The organism is Streptomyces sp. NBC_00091 (genome assembly GCF_026343185.1).
Classification (GTDB): domain Bacteria; phylum Actinomycetota; class Actinomycetes; order Streptomycetales; family Streptomycetaceae; genus Streptomyces.
The window spans coordinates 1,542,380-1,555,966 of sequence record NZ_JAPEMA010000001.1 but is presented as its reverse complement, the minus strand read 5'-3'; the positions used below and the strand labels follow the sequence as shown (position 1 = coordinate 1,555,966).

Here is a 13,587-nt window from a genome sequence, read left to right as displayed (position 1 = left end):
GATCGGAGGTACCTATCAGTGGCTGTCAGTAGTAGAGGACCGAAGCAACCGACGCTGGCGCAGCTGCGCGCCTTCGCGGCGGTCGCCGAGCACCTGCACTTCCGCGACGCCGCCGCGGCGATCGGAATGAGCCAGCCCGCGCTCTCCGGGGCCGTCTCGGCGCTGGAGGAGGCCCTCGGGGTGCGGCTGCTGGAACGCACCACCCGCAAGGTGCTGCTCTCCCCGGCCGGGGAGCGGATCGCGGTGCGGGCGCGGGGCGTGCTGGACGCGATGGGCGGGCTGCTGGAGGAGGCCGAGGCGGTACGGGCCCCCTTTACCGGGGTGCTGCGGCTCGGGGTGATCCCGACGGTGGCCCCGTACCTGCTGCCGACCGTGCTCGGGCTCTTCCACCGGCGCTACCCCGGGATGGACCTCCAGGTGCACGAGGAGCAGACGTCCTCGCTGCTGGAGGGGCTGGGCGGCGGGCGGCTCGACCTGCTGCTGCTCGCGGTGCCGCTGGGTATGCCCGGGGTCACCGAACTGCCGGTCTTCGACGAGGACTTCGTCCTGCTGGCACCCCGCGAGCACCCGCTGGCCGGGCGGCGGGACATCCCGCGCGAGGAACTGCGCGGCCTGCAGCTGCTGTTGCTCGACGAGGGGCACTGCCTGCGCGACCAGGCCCTGGACATCTGCCGGGAGGCGGGGCGGGGTGCCGGAGCGGACGTCACCACCACCGCCGCCGGGCTGTCCACGCTCGTCCAGCTCGTCGCCGGCGGGCTCGGGGTGACCCTGCTGCCGCGCACCGCGCTGCGGCTGGAGACGGCCCGCAACGAACACCTGGCGACCGGGTACTTCGCCGAGCCGGCCCCCTCGCGGCGGATCGCGCTGGCCATGCGGACCGGGACGGCCCGGCAGGAGGAGTTCCGGGCCATCGCGGCCGCGCTGCGCGAAGCGGTACGCCCGCTCCCGGTGTGGCCCACCGACTGATCTTTCCCGCGTCCCTCGCACCGCTCGGCCCCTGGGGGCCTCGCGGGCTTCGGGCCGCTGCGCCGGACTCCGTCCGTCAGCCTGCCGGGCGTACGTCACTCCGTGCGCAGGCCGTCCCCTTCTTCACGCGCCCCTCGCACCGCTCGGCCCCGGGGGGCCTCGCGGGCTTCGGGCCGCTGCGACGGACTCCGTCCGTCGGCCTGCCGGGTGTACGTCACTCCGTCCGCAGGCCGACGCCTTCTTCACGCGCCCCTCGCACCGCTCGGCCCCGGGGGGCCTCGCGGGCTTCGGGCCGCTGCGACGGACTCCGTCCGTCAGCCTGCCGGGCGTGCGGTCACTCCGTGCGCAGGCCGTCCCCTTCTTCACGCGTCCCTCGCACCGCTCGGCCCCTGGGGGCCTCGCGGGCTTCGGGCCGCTGCGACGGACTCCGTCCGTCGGCCTGCCGGGCGTACGTCACTCCGTGCGCAGGCCGTCCGGGCGCATCAGGCGCAGCAGTGGCGGCAGGCTCAGCAGGGTGACCGCGGCGACGACGGCCGCGCCGGCGCCGGTCATCGCCACGATGGAAGCCCAGTCGATCCGGACGGGGCGGTTCGCCATCTTCATCAGGACCACGCCGAGCCCCGTGCCGATCACGGCGGCCAGGCCGAGGCCCAGCCCGATCGGCAGGGCCGTCTGCCAGAGCACCGACAGGCTCAGCGTGGAGCGCCTGGTGCCGAAGGCGACCAGGGCGGAGAGCAGTTTCCGGCGCTCCCGCAGCTGCTCCAGCTGCGAGACCAGCAGGCTGGCGCCGATCAGGAGCAGCACGGCGGTCGCGCCGAAGAGCAGTCCGACGCGGACCGTCGAGTAGCCGGTGTCCGTCCGGTTGGACCGGAGCGTCATGACGGTGGCGAGCGGGGCCGCCTTGAAGGCGGCCGTGCGGGCCTTCTCCACGGCGTCCGGCACGGACGGGTCGAGCTGCACGTACACCTGGGGCGTGCGGGCCTCGATCACCGTCTTCGGCGCGACGGAGGGGGTCACCAGCAGTCCGCCGTGCCGCACGCCCGCTGGATCCGGGCGGCCGGCGACCCCGCGTGCGCCGGCCGGGAAGGTCCACTGGGTGGGCTTGGCCTCGTCGGCCGGGCCGGCCACGCCGTCCGTGTCGTCCCCGGGGCCGCCCAGGCCGCGGCCGACCCAGAGGGTGTCGCCGGCCTTGGCCGTGGGCGCGGGCACCCCGCCCTTCATGGCGGGGGCGTCCGTGATCAGGAAGGCGTCGCCGTCCTTGCAGGATTCGATGGTCGCGAACTCGCGCAGGACCTCGCAGCCGCCGACCGTCACCTGGACCCGGTCGTCCGCGGACGGAATCCGGTGCGCGGCCCTGAAAGAGGACGGTGCGACGGCCTTGGCGACGCCCTCGGCCCGGGAGACCTGCTGGGCGACGGCGTCGACCGCGGCCCGGTCGGCCTCGATCATGAGGACCGAGATCGCCGCGCGGGAGGGGTCCTGTCCGGTGTCCGTCGTGTAGTCGTTCTCGACGCTCGCGAAGAGCATCTGGAGGGCGATGGCCCCGGCGACGGCCACCGCGACGCCGTTGACCAGGCGGGCGGCGCCGCCGCCGGCGACTTGGAGGCGGCGTACGGCGAGCTGCCAGGACACCGGGCCGCCGGACATCCGTCCGACGAACCGTTCCAGCAGCCAGGGGAGCAGGGCGGTGATCGCGATCAGCAGCAGCACCACGCCACCGCTGACCTGCCACTGGTTGAACCTCCCGTGGTCGTTGCCGCGCCCCGTCAGCGGCGCCAGCAGGGCGAGTCCGCCGAGCGGCAGCAGCAGCCGCCACCAGATGCGGCGCCTGCCCGGCCGGTTGGTGCGGAGCACCCCCAGCGGCTCGATGACCACACCGCGCAGGGCGAACAGCGTCACGGCCACGGCCGAGACGGGCACCGCGAGCGCGACCAGGACGGCCAGCCACAGGGAGGGGTCGAGGTCGGCGGGGAAGACGCTGCGCTGCTGGAAGGTGAAGCTGCCGACCAGTCGGCGGCCGATCAGGAAGAAGCCGGCGCCCATCCCCAGTCCGACCACGGATCCGGCCAGCGCCTCGCCGGCCGCGATCCGGCGGACCATGTGGCTGTCGGCGCCGACCAGGCGCAGCGCCGCGAGCCGGCGGTCGCGCCGCTCCCCGCCGAAGCGGACGGCGGCCGCGATGAACACGGCGACGGGCATCAGCAGGGCCACGAAGGTCACCACGACCAGGAGCATCAGGACCGGGTCGAGCCCCGGGCGCTCGAAGTGCCAGTTGAAGTCGCTCACCCGCTGGGCCCGGTAGTCCTTGGCTCCGGTGATCCGCAGGTCGCCCTTGCCTGCGTAGAAGAAGAGCTCGCCGGGTCCGGTCAGGCCGGCGTCGCCGATGACCTGGGTGGGCTTCCAGGCGTCGAGGCGTTCGCGCAGCAGCGCGCCGTCCGCCGAGGCCAGCAGGCTCTTCAGCGCGGGGGAGACGGCCATCTCCCCGGGCGCGGGGATGCTCTTGAGCCCGGGCGGCACCGGCGCGTCGGGGCCCTCGGCCAGGAGGAACCTGCCGTCGACGTCCTTGCCCTTGTACACCTGGTTCGCGCCGGCCATGAGCACGGTGTCGCGGCCGGGCGCCGTGCCGGTCGGTGAGGGCGCGGCGAAGCGTGCGTCGCCCCGCTCGTCACGGGCGGTGAGCGCGCCGGGGATCGCGGTGCTGATCAGCAGCAGCGCGACGCCGAGGCCGACGCCCACACCGGTGAGCAGGGTCCGGGTCCACCCCTCGCGCCCGCCCCCGAAGGCGAAGCGGGCGCCCATGGCGAGGTCCCGGGCCCAGGTCCGGAGCGCGCTCATAGGGACATCTCCATGTCGCGGGAGCGGCCGTCGCGTACGACGATCTCGCGGTCGGAGTACGCGGCCACGCGGGTCTCGTGGGTGACGAGGACGACGGCGGCGTTCGCGGAGCGGGCGGCCTCGGTGAGCAGCTGCATGACCAGCTCGCCGTTGAGGGAGTCCAGGGCGCCCGTGGGCTCGTCCGCGAAGATCACCCGGGGGCCGGTGACCAGGGCCCGTGCCACGGCCACGCGCTGGCCCTGGCCGCCGGATATCTCGCCGGGGCGCTGGCGGGCCAGGTCGTCGACCTGGAGGCGCTCCATCCAGTGCAGGGCGGTCCGTTCGGCCTGCTTGCGCCCGACGCCGGTGAGGCGCAGCGGGAGGGCGACGTTCTCCACGCAGCTCAGCTCCGGTACGAGCTGGCCGAACTGGAAGACGAAGCCGAAGTCGCTGCGGCGCAGGGCGCTGCGCTCGGCGTCGCGCATGGAGGACAGGGTGCGCCCGGCGTACGTGATGGTGCCGGAGTCGGGCGTGACGATCCCGGCGAGGCAGTGCAGCAGGGTCGACTTGCCGGAGCCGGAGGGCCCCATGACGGCGACGACCTCGCCGGGGTGGATGGAGAACGCGGCGCCGTCGAGCGCGGAGGTGCTCCCGTACGCCTTGCGGAGGTCCCTGGCGGAGAGCAGGGTGCCGGCCGGGGTCATCGGCGTACCTCCCGGGCGAGCTGGTCGAGGCGGGCGGCGGTCAGCTCGAGCCAGCGCAGGTCGGCCTCGAGGTGGAACAGGGCGTGGTCGCAGACCAGCTGGTCGGCGAGGTCGCCCTTGCGCTTGCGCTGGGTCAGGATGCGCATCAGCCGCAGGTGCTCGGCGCGCTGGGTGTCCAGGAGCTCGCCCGCGCTGCGGTGGGTGAGCAGCGCCAGGATCACCTTGGTGTACAGGGTCGACTGGAGGTACGGCTCGGGCTTCTCGGGCTGGGACAGCCAGTGCTCGACGTCGGTGATCCCGGCGTCGGTGATGGCGTACCGCTTGCGGTCGGGGCCGCCGCCGCTCTCGATGCCCTCGACCTCGACGAGGCCGTTCTTCAGGAGGCGGGACATGGTCGAGTAGACCTGTCCGTAGGCGAGGGGCCGGTCGTGGCCGAAGGTCTCGTCGAAGGTGCGTTTGAGGTCGTAGCCGTGGCGCGGACCGGCCTCCAGGAGGCCGAGGAGGGTGTGACCGATGGACATGACCGCGACTATACACGCGGTGTATACGCTCGGTGTATAGAGGGGCGGGAGGGTACGGACCGGCGGGCCTCCGGTGGGGTGCGGCGAGCAGGTCGGCTCCACCGGCGAGCGGGCCGGCCCCACCCGCGGGCGGGTCGGGGCCGGCGGGCCGCTCAGGAATCCGGTGCGTTGCGGGGGCGGCCGCGCGGGGGGATCGGGGCGGCGCCGCCCGGGAGGCGGCCCGACTCGGACAGGGCCCTGCGGAGCAGGAACTCGATCTGCGCGTTCGCGCTGCGCAGCTCCTCGCCGGCCCAGCGCGCGAGGGCCTCGTACACCTGCGGGTCGAGCCGCAGGAGCACCTGCTTGCGCGCCTGCCGCCCGGCCCGGGCGGGCACCGGCTCGCCCGGGTCCTGGCCGCCGCCGGGGCGCGTGCCGCCGGAGGGGATCACTGGTAGAGGGTGCCCGTGTTGATGACCGGCTGGGCCGCACGGTCGCCGCAGAGCACCACCATCAGGTTCGAGACCATGGAGGCCTTGCGCTCCGGGTCCAGGTCCACGATCTCCTCCTCGGCCAGCCTGGTCAGGGCGAGTTCCACCATGCCCACGGCACCCTCGACGATCTGCTTGCGGGCCGCCACGACCGCGCCCGCCTGCTGGCGCTGGAGCATCGCGGAGGCGATCTCAGGAGCGTACGCGAGATGCGTGAAACGGGACTCGATGATCTGCACGCCCGCCGCCTCGACCCGGGTCGCCAGCTCGGCCGCGAGCTTCTCGGTGATCTCCTCGGCGTTGCCGCGCAGGGAGAGGCCGCCCTCGTCGTGGGAGTCGTAGGGGTACTCGATCGCGATGTGCCGGACGGCCGCCTCGGTCTGCGTCTCGACGAACTCGGTGAAGTCCTCGACCTCGAAGACGGCCCGCGCGGTGTCGGAGACCCTCCACACCACGACCGCCGCCAGCTCGATCGGGTTGCCGTAGGCGTCGTTGACCTTCAGGACGGCCGTCTCGTGGTTGCGGACCCGGGTGGAGATCTTCTGGCGCGAGGTCAGCGGATTGACCCAGCGCAGCCCGTCCGCGCGGACCGTGCCCCGGTAGCGGCCGAACAGCTGCACCACCCTGGCCTCGCCCGGCGCCACGGTGTTGAGCCCGGTCATGGCGATGATCGAGGCGATGATCAGCAGGAAGCCCAGGGGGATCAGCGTCGCCTTGGCGCCCGTGGCGTCCGCCGCGGCGGCCAGGGCGAGCAGCCCCGCCCCGGTGACCGTGCCCGCCAGCCCGAGCAGCAGGGCGAGCCCGCCGCCGACGCTGCGCGCTGTGAACTCCCGTACCTCGCTCGAGTGGGTGTCCGTTGTGTTTGTCATCTGATGCCCCCGTTTGCGCCGTTGTGTCCGGCCGTAATCGGCCGGAGCGGTCTATCAAAGTGATAGCACTTTTTGCGGACACCGCAACCCTTCCGGCATCGTGGGCGTCGGTTCCATTGGAGTGGGTGCTGATTCTCACGTCCGAATTGACCGGTATTGATCAGGGTTAGTCAACCTTTGTCACAGCCTGCGGTGTTAGTTTTCTGAGCTGACGTCGGGGGGGTAATCGAGCGGAGCGGGAGCGATGGGCCGAGCAGAAGCGCGACGGGCGCAGCAGCAACGCGGTGCGCGGAAAGCGCCGAGCGGGCGCGCCGACGGGCGCGCGGGCAAGTCGACCGGGAAGAAGCGCAGCGGCATACGCCGCTTCTTCAACTGGAAGACGATCCTCGGGACTTTCCTCGGCGGGATCCTGCTCCTGGTCATCGGAGCGGTCGCCCTCTACTTCTCCGTGGACGAGCCGAACGACCCGAACAAGACCGCGACGCTCCAGAGCAACACGTACAAGTACGCCGACGGCTCGGTCATGGCCCGCACCGGCGAGATGAACCGCGAGATCGTCACGCTCGACAAGATCCCCGAGGACGTCCGCACCGCGTTCATCGCCATCGAGAACAAGACCTTCTACAAGGACCGCGGCATCGACGTGATGGGCGTGGCCCGAGGCCTCGTCAACACGGTCCGGGGCAAGGGCACGGCCGGTGGTTCGACGATCACCCAGCAGTACGTCAAGAACTACTACCTGACCCAGGACCAGTCGCCGACGCGCAAGCTCCGGGAGCTGGTCATCTCCCTCAAGGTCGACCGGCGCATGGAGAAGGACGACATCCTCGCCGGCTACCTGAACACCAACTTCTACGGCCGCAACGCCTACGGCATCCAGGCCGCGGCCCAGGCCTACTACGGCGTCGACTCCGACAAGCTGACGCTGGAGCAGGGCGCTTACCTCGCCGCCGTCATCCAGGCCCCCAGCCAGTACGACTGGGCGACCGCCGGCCCCAACGGCAAGCGGCTGGTCCTGATCCGCTTCAACGCCGTCCTCGACAACATGGTCGAGATGGGCAAGCTCGACCAGGCCAAGCGCCAGACCCTGAAGTTCCAGGAGCCGATCAAGCCCAAGCAGCGTCCGGGCATGGACGGGCAGAAGGGCTATCTGATCCAGGCCGCCGAGGTCGAGATGAACCGGCAGGGCATCAAGGACTCCGAGATCGCCGCCGGCGGCTGGACGATCACCCTCGCCATCGACAAGAAGAAGCAGGCCGCCCTGGAGAAGGCCGTCCAGGACGAGCTCGAGTCCAAGCTGGAGCGCAAGAACACCAAGGACCGGCCCCAGGACCAGAGCGTCCAGGCCGGCGCCACCTCCGTGGACGCCAAGACCGGCTACGTCGTCGCGATGTACGGCGGCGTGGGCCTGACCGAGAAGTCGGCGAGCAACGCCCTGCGCACCGACTACCAGCCGGGCTCCACCTTCAAGCCGTTGGTGCTGGCCTCCGCCCTGGAGAACGGGTCGAAGACCCAGGACGGCCGCCCGATCAACCCGAACACCCTCTACGACGGCACCAGCAAGCGCCCCGTGGTCGGCAGCGACACCGCCTTCGCCCCGGAGAACCAGGACGACATCAACTACGGCGACCCGATGATCACCCTCCAGGAGGCCACCAACTCCTCGGTGAACTCCGTGTACGCCCAGTTGATCGTGGACGCCAAGCCGACGAACGTGAAGAAGACCGCGCTCTCCCTCGGCATGGTCGACCGCGACGGCTGGCTCGCCGACAAGCCCGCCATGTCGCTCGGCACGATGAGCGCCAACACCGTCGAGATGGCCGCCGTCTACGCCACCCTCGACAACCACGGCAAGAAGGTCACCCCGACCATCATCAAGAAGGCCGAGCACAAGGACGGCGAGTTCAAGCCCGTCACCCCGATCGGCGCCCAGGTCCTCACGAGCACGACCGCCGACACCGTCACCAAGGTCCTCACCGGCGTCGTCGAGGAGGGCTCCGGCAAGGCCGTGCGCAGCTCCGCCTACGAGGCCGCGGGCAAGACCGGTACCACCGAGAAGAACGTGGCCGCCTGGTTCACCGGCTACACCCCCGAGCTGGTCACCGTCGTCGCGATGTTCGGCGAGGATCCGAACTCGCACAACCAGGTCACCCTGACCGGTACCGCCGGCAAGGGCCGCGCGGGCGGCTCCAGCTTCCCCGCGCAGATCTGGATGGCGTACACCACGGCCGCGCTCAAGGGCCAGACCACGGGCCAGTTCGACCTGTCCGACGCCAAGATGGGCACCCCGGCGCCCTCCCGCGCCGCCACCCCGTCGGCCGGCCCGACCGGCTCCGCCACCCCGACGCCGAGCAGCTCCGGCACCCGCCCGACCGGCACCCCGGACCCGTCGGGCAGCTCCGGCAAGCCGGACCCGACCTCGTCGAGCGGGGGCCCGACGCCGCCGACGAAGAAGCCGACGCCGCCGACCAAGGAACCGACGCCGCCGACGAAGGAACCGACGCCGCCGTTCCCGCCGCCGCCGAACCAGCTGGAGCGCTAGAGGCCGGAAGACCGGCCCGTACGACCACAGCCCCGCAGCGATCACGCTGCGGGGCTGAGTCGTTGTCCGTGGTCGTTCGTCGTGTACGGGGCTTGCGGCGGGTCCTGGCGGTCAGCGCCGCTCGTGCACCCCGGGCAGGGGGAGCTCGAACCAGACCACTTTCCCGCTGCTCAGACGGGTCGCGCCCCAGCGCCGGGCCAGCCGGTTGACCAGGAACAGGCCGCGGCCGCCCTCGTCGGTGTCACGGGCCCGCCGCTGGCGCGGGAGCTGCGGGGAGTCGTCGCCGACCTCGCAGCGCAGTACGTCCGTACGCAACAGGCGCAGCGTCACCGGCCGTTCGGCGTACCGCACGGCATTGGTGACCACCTCGCTGACCAGCAGCTCCAGGGAGTCGCTCAGCTCCTCCAGGCCCCACCGGGTCAGGGCGCGCCGGGCGAAGCGCCGGGCCCGGCCCGGAGCGGTCTCCTCCGGGTCCAGGAACCAGTACGCCACGTCGCTGGGCGCGATCCCCTCGAAGCGGGCCGCCAGCAGCGCGATGTCGTCGTCCCGGTCGCCCGGGCCCAGCATGTCCAGCACGTCGTCGCAGAGGGCCTCCAGCGGCGGCGGGTGGTCCAGCCCGGTCAGCTGCGCGGTGGTGGCGAGCCGCTCGCGCAGCTGCTCGATGCCGGTCCACACGTCCCGCAGCCGGGACTCCACCAGCCCGTCCGTGTACAGCAGCAGGGTGGCCCCGGCGGGGGCGTCCAGCTCCACGGCCTCGAAGTCCACGCCGCCGACCCCGATGGGGGCGCCCGGCGGCACGCGCAGCACCTCGGCGCGGCCGCCCAGGTGCAGCAGCACCGGCGGCGGGTGGCCGGCGTTGGCGATGGTGATGCGGTGCGAGACGGGGTCGTAGACCGCGTACAGGCAGGTGGCCATGCGGTCGGAGCCCAGCCGCTGGGCCTGCTCGTCCAGGTGGTGCAGCACCTCGGCCGGGGGCAGGTCCAGCTGGGCCAGGGTCTGCGCGGTGGTGCGGAGCTGGCCCATGATCGCGGCGGAGGTCATGGAGTGGCCCATGACGTCGCCGACGACCAGCGCGACCCGGCTGCCCGGCAGCGGTATGGCGTCGTACCAGTCGCCGCCCACCCGGGCCGTCTCGGCGGCGGGCAGGTAGCGGGAGGCCAGCCGGACCCCGGTGGGCTGGGGGAGGCCGTCGGGCAGCATGGTGCGCTGGAGCTCGTCGGCGATGTACGCCTCGCGGCCGTACAGCACCGCCTTGTCGATGCCGAGCGCGGTGTGGGTGGCCAGCTGGGCGGCGACGAGCAGGTCGTTCTGCTCGAAGGCGTCCCGGTCCGGGGTACGCAGGAACACCGCCGCGCCGATCACGCGCCGGCGGCCCCGCAGCGGGGCCAGGATGGCCCGCTGGCCGCGCGGCACCGGATGGTCGGCGCCCAGCAGCTCCGGGAGCGCGTCCTTGGCGCCCGCCGCCGACCCGAAGACGGGCCGTACGCCGCGCAGCACCTCGGCGAGGGCCCCGCCCGGCCGGATCTCGCACAGCTCGGCCGCGGGGAGGTCACCCTGCGGGCCCACCAGGGGCAGCTGGCTGAAGTCGAGCTCGCCGGCGGCCCCCGCGGCCCCGGCGCCCTCGGCGGTGTCGGTCAGGTCGTCGATCGGCCGGAGCCGGTCGGTGCGGCGCAGCCTTAAAACGACCGGGCCGACGGGACGCTCGTCGCCGACCGGCAGCGGGTCGCGCAGGTAGACGAGGATGGCGTCGGAGAAGGTCGGCACGGTGGCCCGGCACAGGCCGAGCACGATCTCGTCGAGGTCGATGCCGCGCGCGATCCGGCGCGTGGCGGCGCCGACGAAGCGCAGCCGGTCGCCCTCGCGGCGCGCCACACTGACCTCCCCGGAGCCGGAACCGGAGCCGGGGCCCGGGCCGGTAACGGAGGCCGAGCTGGCAACGGAGCCCGAGCCGGCGCCCGTACCCGTACCCGCGCCCGCGTTGCGCGCGGCCGCGCCGTCGCGGCTGCGGGCGGCTTCCGTGCCGGCGTCCGCCGGGCCGTGCCCGGAGCCCTCGCCGGCGGTGCCGCGCGGGCGCGGGAAGTCGGCATGCGTGCGTACGGCCTCGGCCGCCGCGATGGGGGCCTTGCCGTGGCCGAGCTCATCCGTACCTCCGCCGGAGGCGACGGTGGGCTGCGGGCCCTCCTGGGAGGTGGGGTACTCCGTCACGCGTGGAATTCCGTCCGTTTGCGCTCGATGTGCGCTGCACTCAACTCGGTCAGTCGCGGTATACCCGCTCAGCGGCGGGGGCACCATCGCCCCCGGGTACCGCGTCCCGCTCGTTACCTTTCGCTCTGCGCCGACCTCCGGTCAAGTCCCGGTCGCCACAGGTCATTTACGGATGCGGGACCAGGGAGGCCCCCCGTGCACGACCGGCGGAGGACGATCCTACGTTTGAACCCCGGGGGCGCATCAAGGGTCTCATGAGGTCATATGCGCCGGGGTGCGGTCCCAGTCCTCGGGCAGAACCGGAACTCCCCAGGCCGGATCGGGCCTCCAGTCCTGCCAGCCGTCGCAGAACGGAGCCCCCCAGGCCCTGATCACGTCCACCGCCGCGCGCCCCGCGTCCTCCACCCGCCGCGCCTGCCGAGGGGTCATCAGCCCGATCCGCTGCGCCTGCGCGAACTCGTCCTCGTCCAGCCACTTCCAGCTGCGGTCCGGGTAGACGGCGATGTCGAGGAAGTGGTCCACGGAGTCGACCCCGCCGGCCCACCGGGTGCGCGGCTCCTCGAGGTTCACGTACCAGTTCCTGAGCCGCCAGCCGCCGTCCCAGAACAGCCAGACCGACCAAGGCTCCCCGGGCCGGGCCAGCTTGAGCACGCCCCCGCCGAACCAGCGCGACCGTACGGTGGTCCGCGGCGCGGTGTAGCGGGTGGCGAGCGGCTCCTTGTGCACCGGAGTGCCGTCCACGAGCACCGGCTTGACGCATTCGGTGCCCGGCGCCATCCACACCGCGAGGAGTTCCTCGGTGTCCTGCACCACCGTCACCGGCCGGGCGATGTGGAACTGGCCCTTCAGGTCCGGGGCGTGGTCGCGGTAGCGCCAGAGGATCCGCTCCCCGGGCGCCCAGTGCCCCTCCCGCGTCCCACCGCGCGCGGCGGGACGCGCCGCGCCGCCCCCGGGACTGTAGGTACCTGTCATGGGCAGATCTTAGGGCGGCACCCCTCCGAGATGCTGCGGTGCAGGTCACGGAGGGGGCCGGGGGCGGTAAACGACCGGATTCGGCCCCTGTCCGGAACCGGTTTCAGGGGCGGGTCATCCGCAGGACGTCGAGCGCCTCGTCCAGTTGCTCCAGGGTGAGCTCGCCCCGGTCGACGTAGCCGGACTCCAGGACGACCTCCCTGATCGTCTTCCGCTCGGCGAGCGCCCGCTTGGCGACCTTGGCCGCCTCCTCGTAGCCGATGTACCTGTTGAGCGGGGTCACCACCGAGGGCGAGGATTCGGCGTACTCCCTGGCCCGCTCGGCGTTGGCGGTGATCCCGTCCACGGTGCGGTCGGCCAGCAGCCGGCTCCCGTTGCCGAGCAGCCGGATCGATTCGAGCAGGTTCCGGGCCATCACCGGGAGCATCACATTGAGCTCGAAGTTGCCGGCGGCGCCCGCGACGGCGACCGTCGCGTCGTTCCCCATCACCTGCGCGGCGATCATCAGCACGGCCTCCGGGACGACCGGATTGACCTTCCCCGGCATGATCGAGGACCCCGGCTGGAGATCCGGCAGATTGATTTCGGCCAATCCGGTGCGCGGGCCCGAGGCCATCCAGCGCAGATCGTTGGAGATCTTGGTGAGGGAGACGGCGATCGTACGGAGCGCTCCCGAGGTCTCCACGAGCGCGTCCCGAGCCCCCTGGGCCTCGAAGTGGTTGCGCGCCTCGGTCAGCGGCAGCCCCGTGGCCCGGGCCACCTCGGCGATCACGGCGGCCGAGAACCCGGGCGGGGTGTTGATCCCGGTGCCCACCGCCGTACCGCCCAGCGGCAGCTCGGCCAGCCGCGGCAGGGCGGCGCGCAGCCGCTCGACGCCGTAGCGGACCTGGGCGGCGTACCCGCCGAACTCCTGGCCCAGGGTGACCGGGGTGGCGTCCATCAGGTGCGTGCGCCCGGCCTTGACCAGCTCGGCGAACTCCTCCGCCTTGCGCTCCAGGGCGAGCTCGAGGTGGCGCAGGGCGGGGATGAGCTCGTGGGTGACGGCGGCGGTCGCCGCGATGTGGATCGAGGAGGGGAAGACGTCGTTGGAGCTCTGCGAGGCGTTGACGTGGTCGTTGGGGTGGACCTCGCGCCCGAGCCGCTCGGTGGCCAGGGTGGCGATCACCTCGTTGGTGTTCATGTTGGACGAGGTCCCGGAGCCGGTCTGGAACACGTCGACCGGGAAGTGCTCGTCCCAGCGGCCTTCGGCGACCTCGGCGGCGGCGGACCGGATCGCCTGCGCGACGTCCTCGTCCACCACGCCGAGCTCCGCGTTGACCAGGGCCGCCGCGGCCTTGATGCGGGCGAGGGCCTCGATGTGGGCGCGTTCGATGCGCTGGCCGGAGAGCGGGAAGTTCTCCACCGCGCGCTGGGTCTGGGCCCGCCATTTGGCGTGCGCGGGCACCCGTACCTCGCCCATGGAGTCATGCTCGGTCCGGAACGCCTGCGGCTGCTGATCGTCAGTCATTTTCGTAGCCTCCTCAAAAA

The 13,587-nt window shown here is 72.6% G+C and carries 10 protein-coding genes; 2 read left to right on the top strand and 8 right to left on the bottom strand.

Annotated features, from left to right (window positions below):
* Window positions 1-18 precede the first annotated feature (18 nt).
* A complete protein-coding gene (locus tag OOK34_RS06710; protein ID WP_267032947.1) occupies window positions 19-966 on the top strand; it encodes a hydrogen peroxide-inducible genes activator in 948 nt (315 codons plus the stop codon).
* A gap of 453 nt (window positions 967-1,419) precedes the next feature.
* Here OOK34_RS06710 and OOK34_RS06705 read toward each other — a convergent pair whose 3' ends face one another.
* From OOK34_RS06705 to OOK34_RS06685, 5 genes are all read right to left on the bottom strand, one after another.
* Window positions 1,420-3,801: an ABC transporter permease gene (locus tag OOK34_RS06705; protein WP_267032946.1), complete on the bottom strand. Its 2,382-nt coding sequence runs from the start codon at window positions 3,799-3,801 to the stop codon at window positions 1,420-1,422.
* Entirely contained in the window at window positions 3,798-4,484 is a 687-nt protein-coding gene (locus OOK34_RS06700; protein ID WP_267032945.1) for an ABC transporter ATP-binding protein, read from the bottom strand. The genes OOK34_RS06705 and OOK34_RS06700 overlap by 4 nt, the downstream gene beginning before the upstream one ends.
* Window positions 4,481-5,005 carry a PadR family transcriptional regulator gene (locus tag OOK34_RS06695; protein ID WP_267032944.1) on the bottom strand — a complete coding sequence of 175 codons (525 nt, stop codon included), beginning with the start codon at window positions 5,003-5,005 and terminating at the stop codon, window positions 4,481-4,483. Before OOK34_RS06695 ends, OOK34_RS06700 begins: the two co-directional genes overlap by 4 nt.
* A gap of 152 nt (window positions 5,006-5,157) precedes the next feature.
* Window positions 5,158-5,379: a hypothetical protein gene (locus OOK34_RS06690; RefSeq protein ID WP_267036649.1), complete on the bottom strand. Its 222-nt coding sequence runs from the start codon at window positions 5,377-5,379 to the stop codon at window positions 5,158-5,160.
* Between the two features lie 50 nt (window positions 5,380-5,429).
* Window positions 5,430-6,341, bottom strand: coding sequence for an SPFH domain-containing protein (locus tag OOK34_RS06685; RefSeq protein WP_267032943.1), 912 nt, complete (start codon window positions 6,339-6,341; stop codon window positions 5,430-5,432).
* 244 nt (window positions 6,342-6,585) lie between these two features.
* Between OOK34_RS06685 and OOK34_RS06680 the strand changes: the two genes are divergently transcribed.
* Window positions 6,586-8,883, top strand: a complete 2,298-nt coding sequence (locus tag OOK34_RS06680) for a transglycosylase domain-containing protein (RefSeq protein ID WP_267032942.1) — start codon at window positions 6,586-6,588, stop codon at window positions 8,881-8,883.
* Window positions 8,884-8,994: 111 nt separating this feature from the next.
* On the opposite strand, the gene OOK34_RS06675 is transcribed toward OOK34_RS06680, so the two are convergent.
* From OOK34_RS06675 to OOK34_RS06665, 3 genes are all read right to left on the bottom strand, one after another.
* A complete protein-coding gene (locus tag OOK34_RS06675) occupies window positions 8,995-11,088 on the bottom strand; it encodes a SpoIIE family protein phosphatase (RefSeq protein ID WP_267032941.1) in 2,094 nt (697 codons plus the stop codon).
* A 252-nt stretch (window positions 11,089-11,340) separates the two neighbouring features.
* On the bottom strand, window positions 11,341-12,060 hold the full coding sequence (locus OOK34_RS06670; RefSeq protein WP_267032940.1) for a DUF402 domain-containing protein: 720 nt from the start codon (window positions 12,058-12,060) through the stop codon (window positions 11,341-11,343).
* A gap of 103 nt (window positions 12,061-12,163) precedes the next feature.
* Window positions 12,164-13,567 (bottom strand): aspartate ammonia-lyase, encoded by a 1,404-nt coding sequence (locus OOK34_RS06665; RefSeq protein WP_267032939.1) that lies wholly within the window; start codon window positions 13,565-13,567, stop codon window positions 12,164-12,166.
* Between the last annotated feature and the right edge of the window lie 20 nt (window positions 13,568-13,587).